This is a genomic window from Halomonas sp. TA22 (genome assembly GCF_013009075.1).
Lineage (GTDB): Bacteria > Pseudomonadota > Gammaproteobacteria > Pseudomonadales > Halomonadaceae > TA22.
This window is the reverse complement of sequence record NZ_CP053108.1, coordinates 3,177,777-3,196,196: the sequence shown is the minus strand read 5'-3', so window position 1 is coordinate 3,196,196 and position 18,420 is coordinate 3,177,777. Positions and strand designations below refer to the sequence as shown.

Here is an 18,420-nt window from a genome sequence, read left to right as displayed (position 1 = left end):
CTCAGAGCCGCATCTGGATGAAGGCGTCGGCATGCACCTCCTGCAGCCACAGATCCAGCTCATCGTTGGCCTTGCGCTGGAACAACTCCTGGCGAGCGCGTTCGCGCTGGTTCGGGCCGCCCACTTGCTGCGTACCGCCATCATGATCGATCATCTTGACCAGATGGAAGCCACTGGGGCTGCGCAGCGGCTCGCTGACCTCGCCCACCCCGAGGTTGGGCACGACGCTTGCAAATACGCTTGGTACCTCGCCGGCGCTTCTCCAGCCAAGCTCGCCGCCATCGAGGGCCTGTCCGCCATCCGACTCGGCCGCCGCCAGCTGGGCGAAGTCGGCGCCGTTGTCTAACTCGTTGGCCAGGCGCTGAATCTTCTGCTGCGCCTCACTGACCTGCTCGGGAGAGGGCGACTGCGGCAGCGCTACCAGGATATGCGCCAGACGGTAGCGTTCACCGAGGCTCGAGCCTTGCTGATCGAGGAAGCGATCCACCTCGCGGTCGCTGACATTGACGCGGCTGGCCACCTGGCGCTGCTGCACCTCACGAATGATCATCTCGCGGCGCACCTCTTCGCGAATCGCGGCGAGCGTCAGGCCATCGGCCTCCAGCGCATCGGCAAACTGCTCGAGCGTCATGTTGTTGCTCTCGGCGATGCTACGCACGGCGCGGTTCAGCTCGGTATCGTCGATGCGCAGGTTGGCACCATCGGCCATCTGCAGTTGAAGTTCCTCGACCACCATGCGCTCGAGCACTTGGCTACGCAGGGTTTGAATAGGAGGTGTGGCAATGCCACGCGCCTCAAGCTGGCTACGGGTCTGGATGACTCGCTCCTCGAGTTCACTTGCCATGATGGCATCCTGATTGACCACCGCCACGATACGATCCAGCGGCTGGATGGCTTGCGCCAGCGCCCCCTGCGACAGGGTGAGTAGAGCCACTCCCAGAACACCGGCAGTGAGCAGTGCCCTGCCTTGCTGGATGATTGATCGACTGCGCATAGTTACCTCATTTGCTCTCATCGTGATTCTCTTAATGGTTCGCTCATGCCCGCAAGGCCTCAGAAGCTGACCGGACGGTAGCCGGGAATGGTACGTTCGAAATAGCTATCGGCTTCCTGACCGACCCCGCCCAACCCTTTGAAGATAAAGCGCAGGAAGATCCCGCGATCATTGAAATCATCCTCGATCTGCGCGGTATCGTTATCGTCGATCCACTCACGCCACACCAGCTGCAGGCCGTAGCAGCAGTCGTTCCACTGCACCCCGGCAAGCTGCTCCAGCGCTCTATCGTTGGTGTAGTCGTGAGTGTAGCGACCGATCACGTCCAGGCGTGGATTGAGCCGGTAGGCGAAGGAGACATCATACTCCTCGCGATTGTAATCGAGCCGATCCTCGGGCTCGCCGGAAGGATCGAACCCTTCGAGTTCCCAACGATAGCCAAGGTTCAATACGTGGCCGCGCGGATCGCGATAGCGAAGATCCAGGGTGGTGCGCTCGGTGCGATTGCGACTGTCGTCGTAGAGCCACTCGTAGCCGGTGCTCCAGCGCTGGTTGATCTGCCAGTCGAGGCGCGTGACCAGAGGCGAGCGCGAGCGGGTGGCCTGGTAGTAGCGCTCGCCGCCGCCCTCCTCGGGATTGGGCAGGGTGTGCGGATCGCCATTCAGATCGATGTGGCGGTCGTCGAAATAGACGGCCTGTCCCATCGCCAGCGACAGCCGCTGGCGTCCGCTCTCATCTTCCAGGAAACGCGTCGCCGCACCGTAGGAGAGACGGTTGAGGTCACCGATCCGATCCGCCCCGGAGAAGCGATGGGGCGACCAGAGCTGATCCCAGGAGAAGGCCCGCTCATCGGAATCGAAATCGGGAAATTCGCGCTGATCGCGAGCCGGCACATAGGCGTAGTTGAGCCGCGGCTCAAGGGTCTGACGATAGCTCCTCTGGCCGAGGTCCAGCTCGCGCTCGAAGACCAAGCCGCCATCGATCGAGGTGACCGGTACCGTACGGGTCAGGCTGGTCGAGCGCTCGGTGTCGCGATCGCCGTAGTCTAGCTCGTAAGCGGTGTGCAGCATCTCCATGCGCGGCTCGAGAAAACCCCAGCTGGGCGAGGCTCGCCAGCCCAACGCCGGCGATAGATGCATCCGCCCGCCGGTCGCCGCTTCACGCAACGGCACCCGGTTCTCGTCCACATCTCGCCAGAAGTAGGTCGCATTGGAGCGCCACTGCTGATAGAAGCCGTTGTCCTGCGACCAGCGGGCACTGGCACTCAGGCTGGGCAGACGGTAGAACGGCTTGTCACTGTCATTGAGCGGGTCCTCGAGTTTCTGATACCCCTGGGCTCGGGCATCGAGCTGCCACAGAGCACCGCGATAGTCGATCTGCGCCAGACGCGACAGGTAGTTGAGATCGCGCTCACCGAACGTGCTGCCGAAATCCTCGAAGTAGCGACCATCGCTGGCCGCGCCGTAGCGCAGGTTATAGCCCACCTGGGGCGAGAAGCGTCCCTGATGGCGATAGTCGACGTACCAGCGATCCTCGCCTGCGAAGGTGCGTTCCGGATCATTGGGATTGCGGCTGGTGCCTCCGTCGTCGTCGACCATGTAGGCCCCCTCTATCTGGCCGGCATCGGTCGGATAGAGGTAACGGAACTCACCCCCCAGAAGCAGACCGCGATCGGCGATCCAGCGCGGCGAGAGGGTGGCATCGTAGTTGGGTGCCAGGTTGAAATAGTAGGGCTGGCTGTAGTCGAACGAACCTCGGGTCAGGCCCAGCGCCGGCCACAGAAAGCCGCTATGGCGGCGATCGTCGATGGGGAAGCGTACCCAGGGCCAGTAGAATACCGGTACTTCGCCCACTTCCAGACGCGCGTGACGCGCCGTGGCGAAGCCCTGGCGCTGGTCGATGAGCACGTCATTGCCCACCACCATCCACAGATTGTCGCCCGGATCGCAGGTGGTGAAGTTGGCCTGATCCATGCGAAACAGGCCCTCCTCGATCTGCTCGAGGCGCTGGGCATTGCCACGCAGGCGCTGATCGTGAAGCACGTAATGGGCGGTCTCAACATCGGCGTCGTCGCTGACCAGCGAGATCTCGGCGGCACTGCCCCGTATCAGCAGCCCCTGGTCGCGTATCGCCAGCGGGCCCGAGGCGAAGGCGCGATCGTGCTCGGCGTTGACGCGTACCTGGGTCGATTCCAGCTGGCTGTTGTCGCGGCGTAGAATCACCTCGCCCCCAAGGATGATCTCCCCATCGGCGCCGTAGTGCGCCTCGTCGGACTCGGTTCTTACCTCGCCCGGGCGATCACCGGCAGCAAGGCGGTAATCGGGCATCACGTAGCGACCTCGGCACAGCGCATCGGCAGGCGCCTGCTCGCCCCAGGCCTGCCAGTCGAGCAGCGAGCCTGGCGGGGAGGGGGGAGGCGCGGCATGAACAGGCGTCAGCAGCATTCCGGAGCCGGTCATGATGCCGGCAAGGGCAGTCCAATGGCTTCGCTTGCCCATGTTTCTCGATGTCCTTGACGTGTGAAATCGGTATTATACAGGCCGCACTCCGGCGGTGGGCATAGGTGCCCGCTGGGGGCCAGCATGCGGCGAGGGCAGCGGTCCGTCAACCAGCTCTCATCAGCCATATCCAGACGTGACCAAGGAGCGATTATGTCGGCTCGCCTCGATTCCCTGCGTCAGTGGGCCTGTGCACGCCATGGCTTGCCCGAGACGGCGTTATCGTTGACGCTTGCGGCGGGTGATGCCAGCTTTCGCCGGTACTACCGCCTGACCCTGCCCGACGCCACCACCCGCATGCTGATGGATGCTCCCCCCGAGCAGGAGAATAGCCGCCCCTTCGTGGCCATCGCCAACGCCTGGCGCGACGCGGACTTGCCGGTACCCCAGTTGCATGGCATCGATCTCGAGCAGGGGTTTCTCGAGCTGGATGACCTGGGCGATACCCCGCTGCAGCGCTGCTTTACGGATGATAGCGCCATTGCCGAGGGCTATGACAGAGCGCTTACGCTGCTCGCCCGGCTCCAGGCCCAGGCACCGGTAGCTGGTCTCCCCGCCTACGATGCCGCCCTGCTCGGCCGTGAGCTGGATCTCTTTCCCGAGTGGTGCCTGGAGCGACTGCTCGGCATCGCCACGCCACCCGAGTGGCAGGCCATTCGCGAGCGCTTGATCGATACCGCCCTCGCCCAGCCCCGGGTGGCGGTGCACCGCGACTACGACGCCATGAACCTGATGGTAGCAGCCGACGGCCTCTATCTGATCGATTTCCAGGATGCCGTGGCCGGCCCCTTGAGTTACGATCTGATTTCGCTGCTGCGCGGACGCTACTGGCGCTTCGACGAGGCGTCCTTTGCCGCCCGGGTCGAGGCGTTTCGCCAGGGCGCGATTGCCACCGGTCGTCTATCGGCCGATGTCGATACCCGGCGCTTCCGGCTGCTGACCGATGCCATGGCAGCCCAGCGCTGCCTCAAGGTGCTCGGTATCTTCTGTCGCCTGACCCTGCGCGATGGCAAGCTCGGTTACCTCGAACGGCTACCGCACTTTCTAGCGCATCTCGACGACAGCCTGGCGCCCCATAACGAATTCGCCCCATTTAGACACTGGCTCGGTGACACCTTCACCCCCGCCCTGCACGCCAGGCTCCAGGCGCAAGAAACGAGCGAGCCGCAACTGTCATGAAAGCGATGATCCTCGCCGCCGGGCTTGGCAACCGCATGCGTCCGTTGACCGACCATTGCCCCAAGCCACTGCTGCCTGTCGCCGACAAGCCCTTGATCGTCCACCATCTCGAGCGGTTGGCCAGGGCCGGGTTCCGTGAGGTGGTGATCAACGTCAGCTACCGCGCCGAGCAGATCGTCACTGCACTCGGCGATGGAAGCCGCTATGGCCTCGACATCGCCTTCAGCCATGAGCAGACGCCTCTCGAAACCGGCGGTGGCATCCGTCATGCCCTGCCGCTGCTCGGGCAGGCACCGTTTCTGCTGATCAACGGCGATGTCTGGTGCGACGATGATCTGACCGCCCTGCCCACGCTTCACGAGGCCCTGGCGCACCTGTGGCTGGTCGACAATCCCGACCACCATCGCGGGGGGGACTTTCACCTCGATGACGACGGACGGGTACACGACCAGGGCTCGCCCCGGCTGACCTTCGCCGGGCTCAGTCTGATCGACCCCACCCTGGTGGCAGGCGAGTCCGAGAGTACCTTCGCCCTGGCGCCACTGCTTCGCCAGGCGATGGCCAATGGCCTGGTGAGCGGCCATCGCCATGGCGGTGCCTGGGTCGATGTCGGGACTCCCGAGCGGTTGCACGCCCTCGATGCTAAGCTACGCCCCTCAATGCGCGACGAGACAAAGGAATCCTGATATGAAAGCCAGCGTCAAATGGACCGATGGACGCCAGTTCGTTGCCGAGTCGGGCAGCGGCCACAGCGTGGTGATCGATGGCCCTCCCGATCATGGTGGCCGCAATACCGGCCCGCGCCCCATGGAGATGCTGCTGATGGGCCTAGGCGCCTGCACCTCCTTCGATGTACTGGAGATCCTCGAGAAGTCGCGCGCCCCGGTGAGCGACTGCGTGGCAACGATCGAGGCCGAGCGCGCCGACAGCGTGCCCAGCGTCTTCACCAAGATCCATGTGCATTTCACGGTAGCCGGGCGTGGATTGAAGGAGGCCCAGGTCAAGCGTGCCGTATCGCTTTCCGCCGAGAAGTATTGCAGCGCCTCGATCATGCTCGCCAAGGGCGGAGTGGAGATCACGCACGACTACACCATCATTGACGAACGCTCGGCGGACAGTTCCGAGACGCAGTGACCGTCAGCTCGATCGAGGATCGATGCAACGCAAAGGCCTCGCAGCGCATGCTGCGAGGCCTTGTTGACGGAATCAGGCGCACTTAGAGCCGATAGACGCTCTTGGTCATCACCTTAGACATCAGTCGCATGCCAAGCTTGACCGGCAGCGGGAAGCGCGACCCGCCTGCCTCCAGCGCCCAGCGTTCGTGATGGGCCTCATCCTCGCGCACCTGCTCCAGCACCGCCCGGGAGCGTCGGTCTCCCTGGGGCAGGTCGCGCATGTGATCGTCGAGATGGCGACCGACCTGCTCTTCGGTGGCGGCGACGAAGCCCAGGCTGACGCGATCGCCCACCGCCCCCGCCATGGCGCCTAGCCCGAACGAGGCGGCATAGAAAACCGGGTTGAGCAGACTGGTGCGTCCATCGAGTTCCTGCAGCCGCATATCGCACCAGGCCAGATGATCGATCTCCTCCTGGGCCGCCTGCTCCATCTGGCTGCGCGTATCGGGCAGTTTGGCGGTCAGACCCTGGCCCTGATAGAGCGCCTGGGCGCACACCTCGCCGGTGTGATTGATGCGCATCAGGCCAACGGCATGCTCACGCTCGGGCTCGCTGAGCTCATCGTCGCGGACATCGCCCGCCGGCGATGGACGAGAGGGCTGCGCGGCATGCGGCACCAGGGTGCGCAGTACGATGTCGAACTGGCCGATCCAGTGATCGGCACGGGAGAGATGTCGCGGCATGGTGGTCTCCAAGTAGATGAGCAGCCAATCGAGAGGCCAAGGCCGAAAGGGCCCGCTAGCCCGCCGGCCAGATGAAACGGCGACCACCCATCAGGTGCATGTGGATATGGTAGACCGTCTGACCGCCATGTTCATTGCAGTTCATCACCACCCGATAGCCATCCTTGGCGAAGCCGAACTTGTCGGCCAGCTTGGCGGCGGTAAACTGCAGACGCCCGACCAGGGACAGGTCGCCCTCTTCGATATCGTTCAAGGTAGCGATGTGCTTCTTGGGAACGATCAGGCAGTGGGTCGGCGCCTTGGGGTCGATGTCCTTGAAGGCCAGCACATGTTCGTCCTCGTGGACGATATCGGAGGGAATCTCGCGATTGACGATCTTGCAGAACAGGCAGTCCATGACGCCTCCTTGGGTTGCAGTGAGCTCAGCGAAAGCGCCGCTGGGCGAGCAGGTGCCGCACCAGCGGGGCGAGTATCAACTCCATGGCCAGCGGCATACGCGCGCCCGGCACCACCAGCGTGTGCGGCCGGCTCATGAAGGCATCCTGAATCATCGCCAGCAGATAGGGGAAATCAACCGTCGAGGGGTCGCGAAAGCGAATCACCACGAAGGATTCGGCATCGGTGGGGATATCCTGCACCTCGAAGGGGTTGGAGGTATCCACCGTGGGCACACGCTGGAAATTGATGTGGCTGCGCGAGAATTGCGGCTGAATGTAGCGTACGTAATCATGCATACGCCCGAGGATGGTGTCGATCACCGCCTCCTGGGAATAGCCGCGCAGCTTGGTGTCGCGATCGATCTTCTGGATCCACTCGAGGTTCATGGTCGGGGCGACACCGACCAGCAGATCGACATGCCGGGCGATGTCGAGCTCGGCGGTGACCAGGCCACCATGCAGACCCTCGTAGAAAAGCAGATCGGTGCCGCATGGCAGCGGCTGCCACTCGGTGAAGGTACCGACCTGATAGCCGCACTCGACCATGCGCTTGTCTTCAGCGTGGATGTAGTGACGATAGGTACCGGTACCGTGCTCGCCATACTCCAGGAACAGCGCCTCGAGCCGGTCGAGCAGGTTGGCCTCCACCGCGAAGTGGGAGAGCTCGTCGGTACGCTCAGGCTCCTCGCGAAAGATACGCGCCAGCTCATCCTTGGTGTAGCGATGAAAGGCGTCGCCATCGACGAAGGCGGCATGCACGTCCTCGCGCGCGAACATCCGTTCGAAGGTACGACGCACCGTGGTGGTACCGGCCCCCGAGGAGCCGCTCACGGCGATGATTGGATACTCCCGCGACATCAGTCGCCACCCCGTTCGGCCAGGGCGGCTCGCAGAGAGCCAGGCACCACGACGGGACGACCACGCTCGGGGTCGATGAACAGTAGAGACACGCGGGCCGTGGCCACCAGGCGCTCATCCTGGGCGCGTCGCATGCGGTGGTAGACCATCAACGCCTTGCCCTGCGGTGCGGGAATCGCGGTCTCGACGATCAGTTCATCGGGCCAGCGCGCCTCGCTCTGATACTGCACAGCAAGATCAGCGACGACGCTTGGGCAGCCATCGATGTCCCACTCGTTCAGACCAAGCGAGCTCAGTGCTGCCACACGCCCTTCATGGAGCAGGGAGATCAGCGAATCATGGCCGAGATGACGGCCATAGTTCATGTCGGTTATCCGCACCGAAAGCGCATGACGATGCAGGATCGCCTCGGTCGGAAATTCCACGTGTACGCGCTCCATGACGCTCCCTGAGCCGACTTGCGGCATGACGAGGTAAACGCGAGCCCTAGCGGGCCTCGCGGGCGATGGCGCGATAGGCGATGTCGCGACGGCAGCACATCTCGGGCCAGTGGATGGCGTCAACGCCACGATAGGCCAGGTCGCGCGCCAGGGAGACGCTCTCGCCCAGCGCCGTCACACATAGCACGCGCCCGCCGCTGGTGACGACTCGACCTTGGTCGTCCTGGGCGGTACCGGCATGGAACACCTTGCACCCGGTGGCGGCGGCCTCCTCCAGCCCTTCGATCGCAGCGCCCTTGCGATAGGCGTTCGGATAACCCCCGGCGGCCAGCACCACGCCGACTGCGGCCCGCGCGTCCCACTCGCAGCGTGCATCGGCGAGTTCGCCACGCGCGCCGGCCAGGCACAGTTCGGCGAGATCCGAGCGCATGCGCAGCATGATCGGCTGGGTCTCGGGATCGCCGAAGCGGCAGTTGTACTCGATCACCTTGGGTGCGCCCTGCTCATCAATCATCAAGCCGGCATAGAGAAAGCCGATATAGGGGTGCCCTTCCGCCGCCATACCTTTGACGGTGGGCAGGATCACCTCGTCCATGATGCGCTGGTGCACCTCGGCGGTGACCACCGGTGCCGGCGAGTAGGCACCCATACCACCGGTGTTGGGGCCGGTATCGCCCTCGCCGATGCGCTTGTGATCCTGGCTGGTAGCCATCGGCAGCACATTGTCGCCATCGACCATGACGATGAAACTTGCCTCTTCGCCGCTCAGGAACTCCTCGATCACCACCCGGGCACCCGCATCGCCGAAGGCGTTGGCCTCGAGCATGTCACGCACGGCGGCTTCGGCCTCCTGCTCGGTCATGGCCACGATCACCCCCTTGCCAGCCGCCAGGCCATCGGCCTTGATAACGATCGGCGCGCCCTTCTCGGCCAGATAGGCCAGTGCCGGAACAATCTCGGTGAAGGTGGCGTAATCGGCGCTAGGGATGGCGTGGCGGGCCAGGAAATCCTTGGTGAAGGACTTCGAGCCCTCGAGCTGGGCGGCTGCCTGGCTGGGGCCAAAGATGGCAAGCCCGGCGGCCTGGAAGCGATCCACCACGCCCGCGACCAGCGGCGCCTCGGGGCCGACAATGGTCAGGTCGATCTCCTGATCGCGGGCGAAGGCTTCCAATCCCGCCAGATCGTCGGCGGCGAGGTCGAGATTGGTGAGCTTGGGCTCACTCTGGGTGCCGGCATTGCCCGGTGCCACATGAACGCTCTCGACATTCGGCGACTGGGCGACCTTCCAGGCCAGGGCGTGTTCGCGGCCACCGCCGCCGATGATAAGAACCTTCATCTAAAGACCTTGCTTGACTGTGTTAGGTGCAAACGATGGGCGCAGAGGGAAGCGATCAAGCCCGCCAGTATGCCAGAAAGGCCGGTACCTGTCGGTGCTGCTGCTTCACTCATCTTCGTCCTGACGGTTTTGATTGATGGTCTTTTGCCAGAACCGCATGTTCTCTTCGGCAAGCTCGCGCATGAACTCCATCGGCGAGTGGCGCATCGCCTGCTGCCACTGGTCCTGCATGCGCTTCTGCTGTTCTAGCATCAGCCGCGTGCCCTGTTCGAGATAACGCGCCAGCGGGAGTGGCTGGGACATGGCGTAGACGCGAATCAACTGCTGCAGCAGATCGTTGGAGAACACTTCCGCGTCGCCATCGGCCTGCTCCTGCTCGATAATGATCGACAGCAGAATGGTACGCGTCAGATCCTCACCACTCTTGGCATCCTCGACGCGAAACGGCACTTCCTCGAGAATCAATCCGCGCAAGTCCTCCAGGGTGACGTAGCGGCTCTGTTCGGTGTCGTAGAGACGACGATTGGCATACTTTCGTATTACGCGCACGGCGCTGCTCCTGGGCTCATTGTTGGCTGTATTGTGCACCTGCGTTTCCGCCATGCAAATGAAACCGCTCCCGGGCAGACCAATATCCACTACCAGGAGATGAAATGAACCTGATTCTACTCGAAGAATGCGACCTGCTCGATGAGGGTCAGGCCTGCGTCAGCGACCCCCGCCGCCTGCGCCATCTGCATGAGGTTCACCGGGCAAGGGTGGGTGACGAGCTGACCCTGGGCGTTGTCGGCGGCAGGATCGGACGCGGCCGCCTGTTGGGCCTGGAGGCCGGTCGGGCCACCTTCTCCATCGCCCAGCTCGACCAGCCCCCCCCCGCCGCGCTCGATATCGAGCTGGTCCTGGCGCTGCCCCGGCCCCGCATGCTGGCGCGCACTCTCGAGCATGTCACCGCGCTGGGCGTGAAGCGCATCACCCTGCTGCATACCCGGCGCGTCGAGAAGAGCTACTGGCAATCGCCCGAACTCGCTACCGAGAAGATTCGCCAGCATCTGGTGCTGGGGTTGGAGCAGGCCCGCGACACCCGGATGCCGGAAGTGACTCTGGAGACGCAGTTCAAGCCCTTCGTCGAGGATCGCCTGCCAACGCGCCTCGCCAAGCGTCTTGGCCTGCTCGCCCACCCCGGCATGCCGAGCGACTGCCCGCGCGGCCTGACCGAGCCGGCGATCCTGTTCGTCGGACCCGAAGGGGGATTCATCCCCTATGAAGTGGAGCGCCTGCTCGACCTCGGTTGCCGGGGCATCCACCTGGGCGAGCGCATTCTACGCGTGGAGACCGCGGTAGTCGCCCTGCTCGCCCGCCTCGCTTGAGATTGCTCAGTTACCCCGCATGCGCTCGAGTAGCCGCAGCGTCGCGAAGCCATCTGGCGTAAAGCCCTCGCTGCGCTGATAGTCACGCAGCCCGCTGCGCGTATTGGGACCGAAGACCCCATCCGGGGTGCCGGTGTCGAACCCGCGCGCATTCAGGCGCTCCTGCAGCTCCCTGACCTGACTGCGCGTCAGCGGCTGCTCATCGCGTGGCCAGGAGTGCTGTACCCCACCGCGTCCGGCGATCTGATCGCTCAGCGTACCCACCGCCAGCGCATAGCTGGTGGCGTTGTTGTAGCGCAGGATGGCGCGGAAATTGGGGCCGACCAAAAACGCCGGGCCTTGGGCGCCAGCCGGCACTACCACCGTCGCCTCGCTGAACTCCGGCAGTGCGCCACCACCGACTCGGCGCACACCATGCGCGGCCCATTCACGACTGCTGCGCCGAGTCGTATCGGCCTGGGCATAGTCGAAGCCGTCACCAAGCTCGACCTCCACCCCCCACGGCTGGCCACGCTGCCAGCCGGCCCGTGCCAGGTAGTTGGCGGTCGATGCCATGACATCGGAAATACTCTCCCAGATGTCGCGACGGCCATCACCATCTCCATCCACCGCATACGCCTCGAAGCTCGAGGGAATGAACTGGGTATGGCCCATGGCCCCGGCCCAGGAGCCGATCATACGCTGAGCGGCGATATCGCCTTGCTCGATGATCCGCAGGGCCGCCATCAACTCGCCACGAGCGAAGCTCTGGCGACGCCCCTCATAGCCCAGGGTGGCCAGCGCATCGATGGTAGAGAAGCTGCCGAAATTGCCGCCATAGTTGCTCTCGATGCCCCAGATCGCCACCACGATCTCGGCGGGTACGCCGTAGCGCTGCTCCATCTGGTGGGCCGTGTCGCGATGTTCATCGAGCTTCTGGCGCCCCTGGCTGATGCGCGTCGAGGAGACGGCGCTATCGAGATACTCCCAGATCGGACGCACGAACTCCGGCTGTGAACGGTCGAGCTCGATGATCCGTGGCTGATAGCGGACGTTGGCGAAGGCCTCGTCGAGCGTCGCCGTGGAGATCCCCTCGGCCCGCGCCTGGCGGCGGAAGGAGTCGACCCAGGCCTCGAAGTTCGCTGGCGTTTCCTGGGGGGCTGCATTGGCCGTCTGAGCGGTACTCGACTCACCCCGCCGCGCCTCGTCGTTCGAGGCTTCGATACCGGAAGCGGGGTCGGCAGCGAGTGGCTGAGAGCCGCCGGGAGTGGCCTGGCACCCCGCCAGCGCGGTAATCATCAACGAGGTCAGAACGAGTTTGCGCATGGTGATCCTTGAGGCAGTAGCTGTCAGAGCAAAGAGCTAGCACACGCCCTGTCAGGGGGCGTCGGTATCCTTGGCCGTCCGAGCGGCGTTGGCTTCGGTCTCCATGCCGCTTTTCAGTTCATGGGTAAGAGGGTCGTAGTTGGGTCGCAACTCATCCTTGACCGTCCCGCTCCACAGTTTTGAACCCACGAAGTAACCGGCGCGGCCAATCACGTGAGCCGCTACCGGAGCGGTCATCAGGATGAAGGTGATGATCGCGAAGGCACGCGCCACCACTCCCGCCTCGCCAAAATGCAGTGCGACCGCCAGCATCACCAGGATCACCCCGAGGGCCGCCGCCTTGGTGGTGGCATGCATGCGCGTCAGCAGGTCAGGCAGGCGAAGGATGCCAAGCGAAGCGAGCAGCATGAACAGCGCGCCGGCAATGATCAGGGCTCCCTTTATTACATCAATCATCACGTGGTCCTCCACGCTCCAGGAAGCGGGCAAAACCAATCGCCGCCAGGAAGGCCATCAGTGCGATGACGATAGCGGCATCGAGAAAGCTCGCCACATCCGACTTGATGGCATAGGTGCCTACCAGACCGACGATGATGGTGGAGAACAACTCAAGCGCCACCACTCTGTCCGGCAAGCTCGGGCCTCGCACCAGTCGCACGAAAGCCAGGATCATCGCCAGCCCCATCAGCACCTGGCTTATCAGAATCACGGTATCCAAGAGCACTCCTCTTCGTTCTTGTCAGCCTAGCGGAACAGCTCGAGTGCGCGCCGCTCCATCTCCTCGAGACCACGGCGCAACTCCTCCTCGTCGTCGAGGAACATGGCATGAATGTAGAGCACCCGCTTGTCGTCGGAGACGTCCAGGCTCAGGGTGCCCGGGGTCAGCGAGATCAGGTTGGCGACCATGGTGATCTCGAGCTCCGTCTGCGCCTTGAGCGGCATGGCGATGACGCCGGGCTTCATGTGCCAGGGCGGCGTCACGATATCGAAGGCCACCCTAAGGTTGGCAAGGATCAGTTCCTTGATGAAGAAGCCAATGAACATGATGATTCGCGGCACCCGGGCCGAGTAGCCTTTCAGCGCCTCCACCTGAGGTTCGATCAGCACCAGGGTGATATAGCCAAACACCAGGCCGACGACCAGATTGAGGCCCGTGAAGTCACCGCTCAGCACGACCCAGGCAAGCGCCAGCAAGAGATTCCAGATCGCCCCCGTCATGGCGTCATCTCCATCGCGTCGAGGGCCGGGCTCCGTGCATCACCCAGCACCGCATCAATATAACCTTGAGGATTGAGGAGCTGCTCGGCGGCCTCGATGGTAAGCGTCACCAGCGGCTGAGCCATCAGCCCCATCAGCAGAGCGAACAGCGCCAGAATCATCACCGGCAGGTACATCAGTCCCAGCGAATCCTTGACCTGGCGCCCATCGTCACCTCGCGGCACCGCGGCGGGCTCCGGCACCAGGTTGTTCTCCGGTAGCGGCTTCCAGAACACCTCATTCCAGATCTTGACCATCGAGTAGAGCGTCAGCAGGCCAACCGCCAGTGCGATACCGGTGGCCACGTAGACTTCCGCCTCCAGGCCGCCACGCACCAGCACCAGCTTGGCGAAGAACCCCGACAGCGGCGGTGCCCCGGCAAGCGCGAAGGCGGAAATGAAGAACGCCACCGCAAGCCAGGGCGCCTGCTTATAGAGCCCGCCCATCTTCTTCAGCTCGTAGGTGCCCTGCAGACGGCGCGTGATCCCGCTGATCAAGAACAGGTTGGTCTTGACGATGATGTTGTGCGCGGTGGCAAAGATGCCCCCGGCAATCGCCAGCGGGGTGAAGATCGCAAGCCCAAGGATCATGTAACCGATCTGGCTGACGATGTGGAACGACAGGATACGCCGGAATTCGTACTGCGCCGCCGCGCCTAGCACCCCGGTGACCATGGTGAAGACTGCCCCCCACAGCATGATCTGATGGGTGTACTCCACCGACTGGTCGAACATCAGAGTGAAGACGCGGAACAGCGAATAGACGCCAACCTTGGTCAATAGCCCGGCAAAGAGTGCCGACACCGCCACCGGCGGGGTGTGGTAGGAGGCCGGCAGCCAGAAGAAGAGTGGGAAGGCTGCCGCCTTGATGCCGAAGGCGACCATGAACATCACCGCCAGCACCTCGACCATGGCACGGTTCTCGGCCTCCTCCAGGCGCACGGCGATATCGGCCATGTTGAGCGTGCCGAGCATACCGTAGAGCAGGCCCACCGCGGTCAGGAAGATCACCGAGGCCAGCAGGTTGAGCGTCACGTACTTGATGGCCCCCTCCATCTGCGCCTTCTCCCCGCCCAGGATCAGCAGCGCGAAGGAGGCCACCAGCATTACCTCGAACCACACGTAGAGGTTGAAGATATCGCCGGTCAGGAAGGCTCCGGCCACGCCGGCCAGCAGCAGGTGCATCAACGGATAGTAGCCAAACTTCTCATGCCCCTCGCCGGTGGAGGAGAGAGAATAGACCGCCAGGGCCAGCCCGATGATACCGGTCAGCAGCACCATCAGCGCACTCAGCAGGTCGGCGACTAGGCTGATCCCGTAAGGCGCCTGCCAGCCACCCATGTGCATGACCACATAGCCGTCGCGTTGTACCGACACCATCAGCCAGATCGCCACCACGAGCAGCGCAGCGGTACCGGCCACCGCGAGAAAGCGCTGCATGGGCCGCGAGCGCCAGAACAGCAGCGACAGGGTTCCCGAAAGCAGCGGAATGATAATGGGCAGTGCGACTTCAGGCCTCACGTGTCGGTATCCTTCATCTTATCCAGGTCATCGGCCTTGACGATCTCGTAGGCACGGCGAATCAGCACCACGGCGAACGCCAGCACGCCGAAAGCGATCACGATGGCGGTCAGCACCAACGCCTGCGGCAGCGGGTCGGCGATCCCTCCCGGAGGGCCCAGCGCTCCCTCGGCGATCAGCGGCGGCGCACCGCGTACCATGCCAGCCGAGGTGAAGATCAGCAGGTTGGCGGCGTTGGAGAGCAGCATCAGGCCGATCACCAGCTTGACGATCGAACGCCTGAGCATCATGTAGATGGCCATGGCATACAAAAGGCCAATGGCCAGTGCCATCACGGGCTCCATGGCAACTCCTTGGTGGAAATCAATGAGGGTAGCGGCAAGCCGCGCTCAAGGTTCATCCTTGTCCACCTCCATCAGCGTCATGATCACGGTCAGCATGGCGCCCAGCACCGCCAGATAGACACCGACATCGAAGATCAGCGGCGTGGAGGCGTAGAAGTCGACACCCGGTATCGTCCACCACTGGGCGGTCAGGAAGGGCTGGCCCTGAAACCAGGCGGGGAAGATAGAGATCATCCCCAGCAGCAAACCCACGCCGATCAGATCGCGAGGATCGACCATGCGCAGCACCGACTTGGTCGCCGTCACGCCGAAGGCGAACAGGTAGAGCGAGAAGGCCCCGGAAGCCACCAGACCGGCAATGAAGCCGCCACCTGGCTCATCGTGCCCGCGCAGCAGCAGGAACACCGAGAACAGCAGCTGTAGCGGCATCAGCAGGCGTGCCGCGGTATTGAGGATGATCGTGCCCGACTTAACCATCGTTGGACTCCTTGGGGGTCGCGACCGCCTTGTTCCTGGTGGGGCCACGCGGCGCCTCCGGCGCGCGAAGCTTGAGCATGGCGTAGACGCCGATTGCAGCCAGTGCGAGCACGAACATCTCGCCCAGGGTGTCGAGCGCACGGTAGTCGACCAGGATGACGTTGACGATGTTGCGACCGTGCGCCAAGGGCACGCTGTTCTCGATCATGTAGCCGGAGATCGAAGCGAACTGATTGCTGTCGACGACGACCAGTACCAGCATCATGATCAGGATACCTAGCGAACCCGCCACTAGCATGTCTCTCACTCGCTCTACCGGCGTCGAGAGCCTGGCGAAGCGCGGCAGCCGGAACAGTACCAGAATCAGCACGATGACGGTCAGCGTCTCGACCAGCAGTTGGGTAATGCCCAGGTCGGGCGCGCTGAACAGAATGAAGGTCAAGGCGATGCAGAAGCCCATGATACCCACCGAGGCCACGGCCCCCAGGCGCGAGCGCGAGGCACAGGCAAACAGCGCCGCCGAGACCATCAGCAGCGCCACGATCGCCTCGTGAAACTGCACGTCGAGCTCGATGGCGAACTGCGGCGTGTAGCGAAGCAGCAGGCTATTGCCGATCAAGACGCTGAGGGTGACCACCATCACCATGATGTAGTTGCGCATGTAACCGTTCTGCAGCACTCGTGTCTGCCACTCCGAGACCGAGACGATGCCGTCCAGGAAATGCTCGTAGCCGGCTTCGGGGCCCCTGGCGAACATCGGATCGAGTCGTGACAGGCCACGCCGGATACGCGCCCAGTTGCGGAAGACGAGGATGCCCAGAATCAGGCTGGCGATCGACATCATCAGCTCGAGATTGAAGCCATGCCATAGCGCCAGATAGAAATCGAGGGGCTCACCGGCCACCGTCGAAGCCGCCGCACTGACCACGCCAACCCCCGCGAGTGCCGGCGCCAGACCAAGGATCAGCGACAGCGACGCCAGCACCACTGGCCCGGCCAGCATTGAGGCCGGCGGCTCATGGGCAAGCTTGGGGGTCTCCTGGCGTTCGCCGAAGAAGGGGCGGATCACCACGATGGCCGCCACCGCAATCGTGAGGAAGGCAGCACAGAAGCTCAGGATCAGGATCAGCACCTCGAAGCGGGTTGCCCCGAGCACCGTCTCGAACATCAACTCCTTGCCGAGGAAGCCGAACAGCGGCGGTACCCCGGCAAGCGAGAGCGCGGCAATGCTGGCGAAGATTGCCGTCACCGGCATGAGATGGCGCAACCCACCCATGGCGGTGACATCCTTGGTGCCGGTCTCGTGATCGAGAATGCCCGCCACCATGAACAGCGCCCCCTTGTACATCGAGTGCGCCAGCAGGAAGGTGACGAAGGCGACCAGCGCCCCATCGGTGCCGACCCCCAGCAGCATGGTCAGGGTACCCAGTGCCATGATCGTGGAGTAGGCCAGCAGCTTCTTGATATTGGTGTGGCGCAGCGCCAGGAAGGCGCCGGTGAACATGGTCACAGCACCGACCACCGAGAGGATGCCGACCCAGGCGTCGGTGCCGCCCAGGCTCGGGTGCAGGCGCGCCAACAGATAGATGCCGGCCTTGACCATCGTCGCCGAGTGCAGGTAAGCCGAGACCGGGGTCGGTGCCGCCATGGCATTGGGCAACCAGAAGTGGAACGGAAACTGCGCCGACTTGGTGAAGGCGCCGCCCAGCAAGCACAGCAGCAGCGGCAGGTAGAGCGCATGCTCACGCAGCAGGTCGCCGCTCTGATTGATCTCCTGAAGCGACCAGCTGTCGCCTGCCACGCCCAGCAGCACCAGACCCGCCATCAGCGCCAGGCCACCGCCGAAGGTGACGAACAACCCTTGGCGAGCCGACTTTCGCGCCTCGATGTCGGCATGATTGAAGCCGATCAGCAGATAGGAGGTGATGCTGGTCAGTTCCCAGAACACGAACAGCGTCAACAGCCCATCGGCCAGCACCAGTCCCAGCATCGAGGCCATGAAGGCCAGGATCGCCAGATGGAAGCGCACCAGATCGGGGTGCCCCTTGAGGTACCCTCCGGCATAGATCAGCACGAAGGTACCGATGATGGTGATCAGCAGCGCGAACAGCAGCGACAGGCCATCGAGCACGAAGGTCAGGCTCATGCCGAGCGAAGGCACCCACTCCAGGCTGTAGATCAGCACCTCGTCGCCCCCCATCACGGTGGGCAACAGTGTCATCAGCCAGAGCGCGACGATGGCCGGATAAAGAGCAAAGATGGCACTGGCTCGCTCAGCGAACCACCGCTGCCCCAAAGGCGCGAAGGCGGCCAGTACAAAACCTGAAAGCACGGCAAGTTGCAGCACGCGGGAGTCTCCTTTTCGTCATCGCTACCCGCGCAACGAGGGCGGTCACAGCGCATTTCACGCGTTTCTAAGCCTGCCAGATAACCACGTAGCGGCATGCGGCCAATAATTTATTGGACCAAAGCCTATAGAATCAGCGTGATAGTTGGCAAGAAATAGCGATCACAAGATCACGCAAAATGTTCGCTACTCCCCCTCGGTCT

General features: G+C 63.4%; 20 protein-coding genes. 4 read left to right on the top strand and 16 right to left on the bottom strand.

Going from position 1 to position 18,420, the window contains the following annotated elements:
- Window position 1: 1 nt before the first annotated feature.
- Together HJD22_RS15110 and HJD22_RS15105 are read right to left on the bottom strand one after the other, a co-directional pair.
- Entirely contained in the window at window positions 2–994 is a 993-nt protein-coding gene (locus HJD22_RS15110) for a peptidylprolyl isomerase (protein ID WP_208654506.1), read from the bottom strand.
- Between the two features lie 59 nt (window positions 995–1,053).
- Window positions 1,054–3,492 (bottom strand): LPS-assembly protein LptD, encoded by a 2,439-nt coding sequence (locus tag HJD22_RS15105; protein ID WP_208654505.1) that lies wholly within the window; start codon window positions 3,490–3,492, stop codon window positions 1,054–1,056.
- 153 nt (window positions 3,493–3,645) lie between these two features.
- Between HJD22_RS15105 and HJD22_RS15100 the strand changes: the two genes are divergently transcribed.
- From HJD22_RS15100 to HJD22_RS15090, 3 genes are read left to right on the top strand one after another with little or no spacing between them, the layout of a single operon-like run.
- Window positions 3,646–4,671 carry an aminoglycoside phosphotransferase family protein gene (locus tag HJD22_RS15100; RefSeq protein ID WP_208654504.1) on the top strand — a complete coding sequence of 342 codons (1,026 nt, stop codon included), beginning with the start codon at window positions 3,646–3,648 and terminating at the stop codon, window positions 4,669–4,671.
- On the top strand, window positions 4,668–5,357 hold the full coding sequence (gene murU / locus HJD22_RS15095; RefSeq protein WP_208654503.1) for an N-acetylmuramate alpha-1-phosphate uridylyltransferase MurU: 690 nt from the start codon (window positions 4,668–4,670) through the stop codon (window positions 5,355–5,357). Before HJD22_RS15100 ends, murU begins: the two co-directional genes overlap by 4 nt.
- A 1-nt stretch (window position 5,358) precedes the next feature.
- Entirely contained in the window at window positions 5,359–5,805 is a 447-nt protein-coding gene (locus tag HJD22_RS15090) for an OsmC family protein (protein WP_208654502.1), read from the top strand.
- Between the two features lie 82 nt (window positions 5,806–5,887).
- Here the strand turns inward: HJD22_RS15090 and coq7 are convergent, their stop codons facing one another.
- From coq7 to phaR, 6 genes are all read right to left on the bottom strand, one after another.
- Window positions 5,888–6,529: a 2-polyprenyl-3-methyl-6-methoxy-1,4-benzoquinone monooxygenase gene (coq7, locus tag HJD22_RS15085; RefSeq protein ID WP_208654501.1), complete on the bottom strand. Its 642-nt coding sequence runs from the start codon at window positions 6,527–6,529 to the stop codon at window positions 5,888–5,890.
- Between the two features lie 55 nt (window positions 6,530–6,584).
- Window positions 6,585–6,926 carry a histidine triad nucleotide-binding protein gene (locus HJD22_RS15080; RefSeq protein WP_208654500.1) on the bottom strand — a complete coding sequence of 114 codons (342 nt, stop codon included), beginning with the start codon at window positions 6,924–6,926 and terminating at the stop codon, window positions 6,585–6,587.
- A 25-nt stretch (window positions 6,927–6,951) separates the two neighbouring features.
- On the bottom strand, window positions 6,952–7,824 hold the full coding sequence (locus tag HJD22_RS15075; RefSeq protein ID WP_208654499.1) for a phosphoribulokinase: 873 nt from the start codon (window positions 7,822–7,824) through the stop codon (window positions 6,952–6,954).
- A complete protein-coding gene (locus HJD22_RS15070; RefSeq protein WP_208654498.1) occupies window positions 7,824–8,264 on the bottom strand; it encodes a thioesterase family protein in 441 nt (146 codons plus the stop codon). Before HJD22_RS15070 ends, HJD22_RS15075 begins: the two co-directional genes overlap by 1 nt.
- Window positions 8,265–8,310: 46 nt before the next feature.
- Window positions 8,311–9,600, bottom strand: coding sequence for a phosphoribosylamine--glycine ligase (gene purD / locus HJD22_RS15065; protein WP_208654497.1), 1,290 nt, complete (start codon window positions 9,598–9,600; stop codon window positions 8,311–8,313).
- A 105-nt stretch (window positions 9,601–9,705) separates the two neighbouring features.
- Window positions 9,706–10,149 carry a polyhydroxyalkanoate synthesis repressor PhaR gene (gene phaR / locus HJD22_RS15060; protein WP_208654496.1) on the bottom strand — a complete coding sequence of 148 codons (444 nt, stop codon included), beginning with the start codon at window positions 10,147–10,149 and terminating at the stop codon, window positions 9,706–9,708.
- Window positions 10,150–10,253: 104 nt separating this feature from the next.
- Between phaR and HJD22_RS15055 the strand changes: the two genes are divergently transcribed.
- Window positions 10,254–10,967 (top strand): 16S rRNA (uracil(1498)-N(3))-methyltransferase, encoded by a 714-nt coding sequence (locus HJD22_RS15055; protein ID WP_208654495.1) that lies wholly within the window; start codon window positions 10,254–10,256, stop codon window positions 10,965–10,967.
- A gap of 6 nt (window positions 10,968–10,973) precedes the next feature.
- Here HJD22_RS15055 and HJD22_RS15050 read toward each other — a convergent pair whose 3' ends face one another.
- Genes HJD22_RS15050 through HJD22_RS15015 form a run of 8 tightly spaced genes read right to left on the bottom strand, consistent with a single transcriptional unit; the run spans window position 10,974 to window position 18,214 of the window.
- A complete protein-coding gene (locus HJD22_RS15050) occupies window positions 10,974–12,272 on the bottom strand; it encodes a lytic murein transglycosylase (protein ID WP_208654494.1) in 1,299 nt (432 codons plus the stop codon).
- Between the two features lie 51 nt (window positions 12,273–12,323).
- Entirely contained in the window at window positions 12,324–12,728 is a 405-nt protein-coding gene (gene mnhG / locus HJD22_RS15045; RefSeq protein ID WP_208654493.1) for a monovalent cation/H(+) antiporter subunit G, read from the bottom strand.
- Window positions 12,721–12,990, bottom strand: coding sequence for a monovalent cation/H+ antiporter complex subunit F (locus tag HJD22_RS15040; RefSeq protein ID WP_208654492.1), 270 nt, complete (start codon window positions 12,988–12,990; stop codon window positions 12,721–12,723). Before HJD22_RS15040 ends, mnhG begins: the two co-directional genes overlap by 8 nt.
- Before the next feature lie 26 nt (window positions 12,991–13,016).
- On the bottom strand, window positions 13,017–13,490 hold the full coding sequence (locus tag HJD22_RS15035) for a Na+/H+ antiporter subunit E (RefSeq protein WP_208654491.1): 474 nt from the start codon (window positions 13,488–13,490) through the stop codon (window positions 13,017–13,019).
- Entirely contained in the window at window positions 13,487–15,049 is a 1,563-nt protein-coding gene (locus HJD22_RS15030; protein WP_208654490.1) for a Na+/H+ antiporter subunit D, read from the bottom strand. Before HJD22_RS15030 ends, HJD22_RS15035 begins: the two co-directional genes overlap by 4 nt.
- Complete coding sequence (locus HJD22_RS15025; RefSeq protein WP_208654489.1) at window positions 15,046–15,393, bottom strand: Na+/H+ antiporter subunit C; 348 nt, start codon at window positions 15,391–15,393, stop codon at window positions 15,046–15,048. Before HJD22_RS15025 ends, HJD22_RS15030 begins: the two co-directional genes overlap by 4 nt.
- A 45-nt stretch (window positions 15,394–15,438) precedes the next feature.
- Window positions 15,439–15,870 (bottom strand): Na+/H+ antiporter subunit B, encoded by a 432-nt coding sequence (locus HJD22_RS15020; protein ID WP_208654488.1) that lies wholly within the window; start codon window positions 15,868–15,870, stop codon window positions 15,439–15,441.
- Window positions 15,863–18,214: a putative monovalent cation/H+ antiporter subunit A gene (locus tag HJD22_RS15015; protein WP_208656771.1), complete on the bottom strand. Its 2,352-nt coding sequence runs from the start codon at window positions 18,212–18,214 to the stop codon at window positions 15,863–15,865. The genes HJD22_RS15020 and HJD22_RS15015 overlap by 8 nt, the downstream gene beginning before the upstream one ends.
- Window positions 18,215–18,420 lie beyond the last annotated feature (206 nt).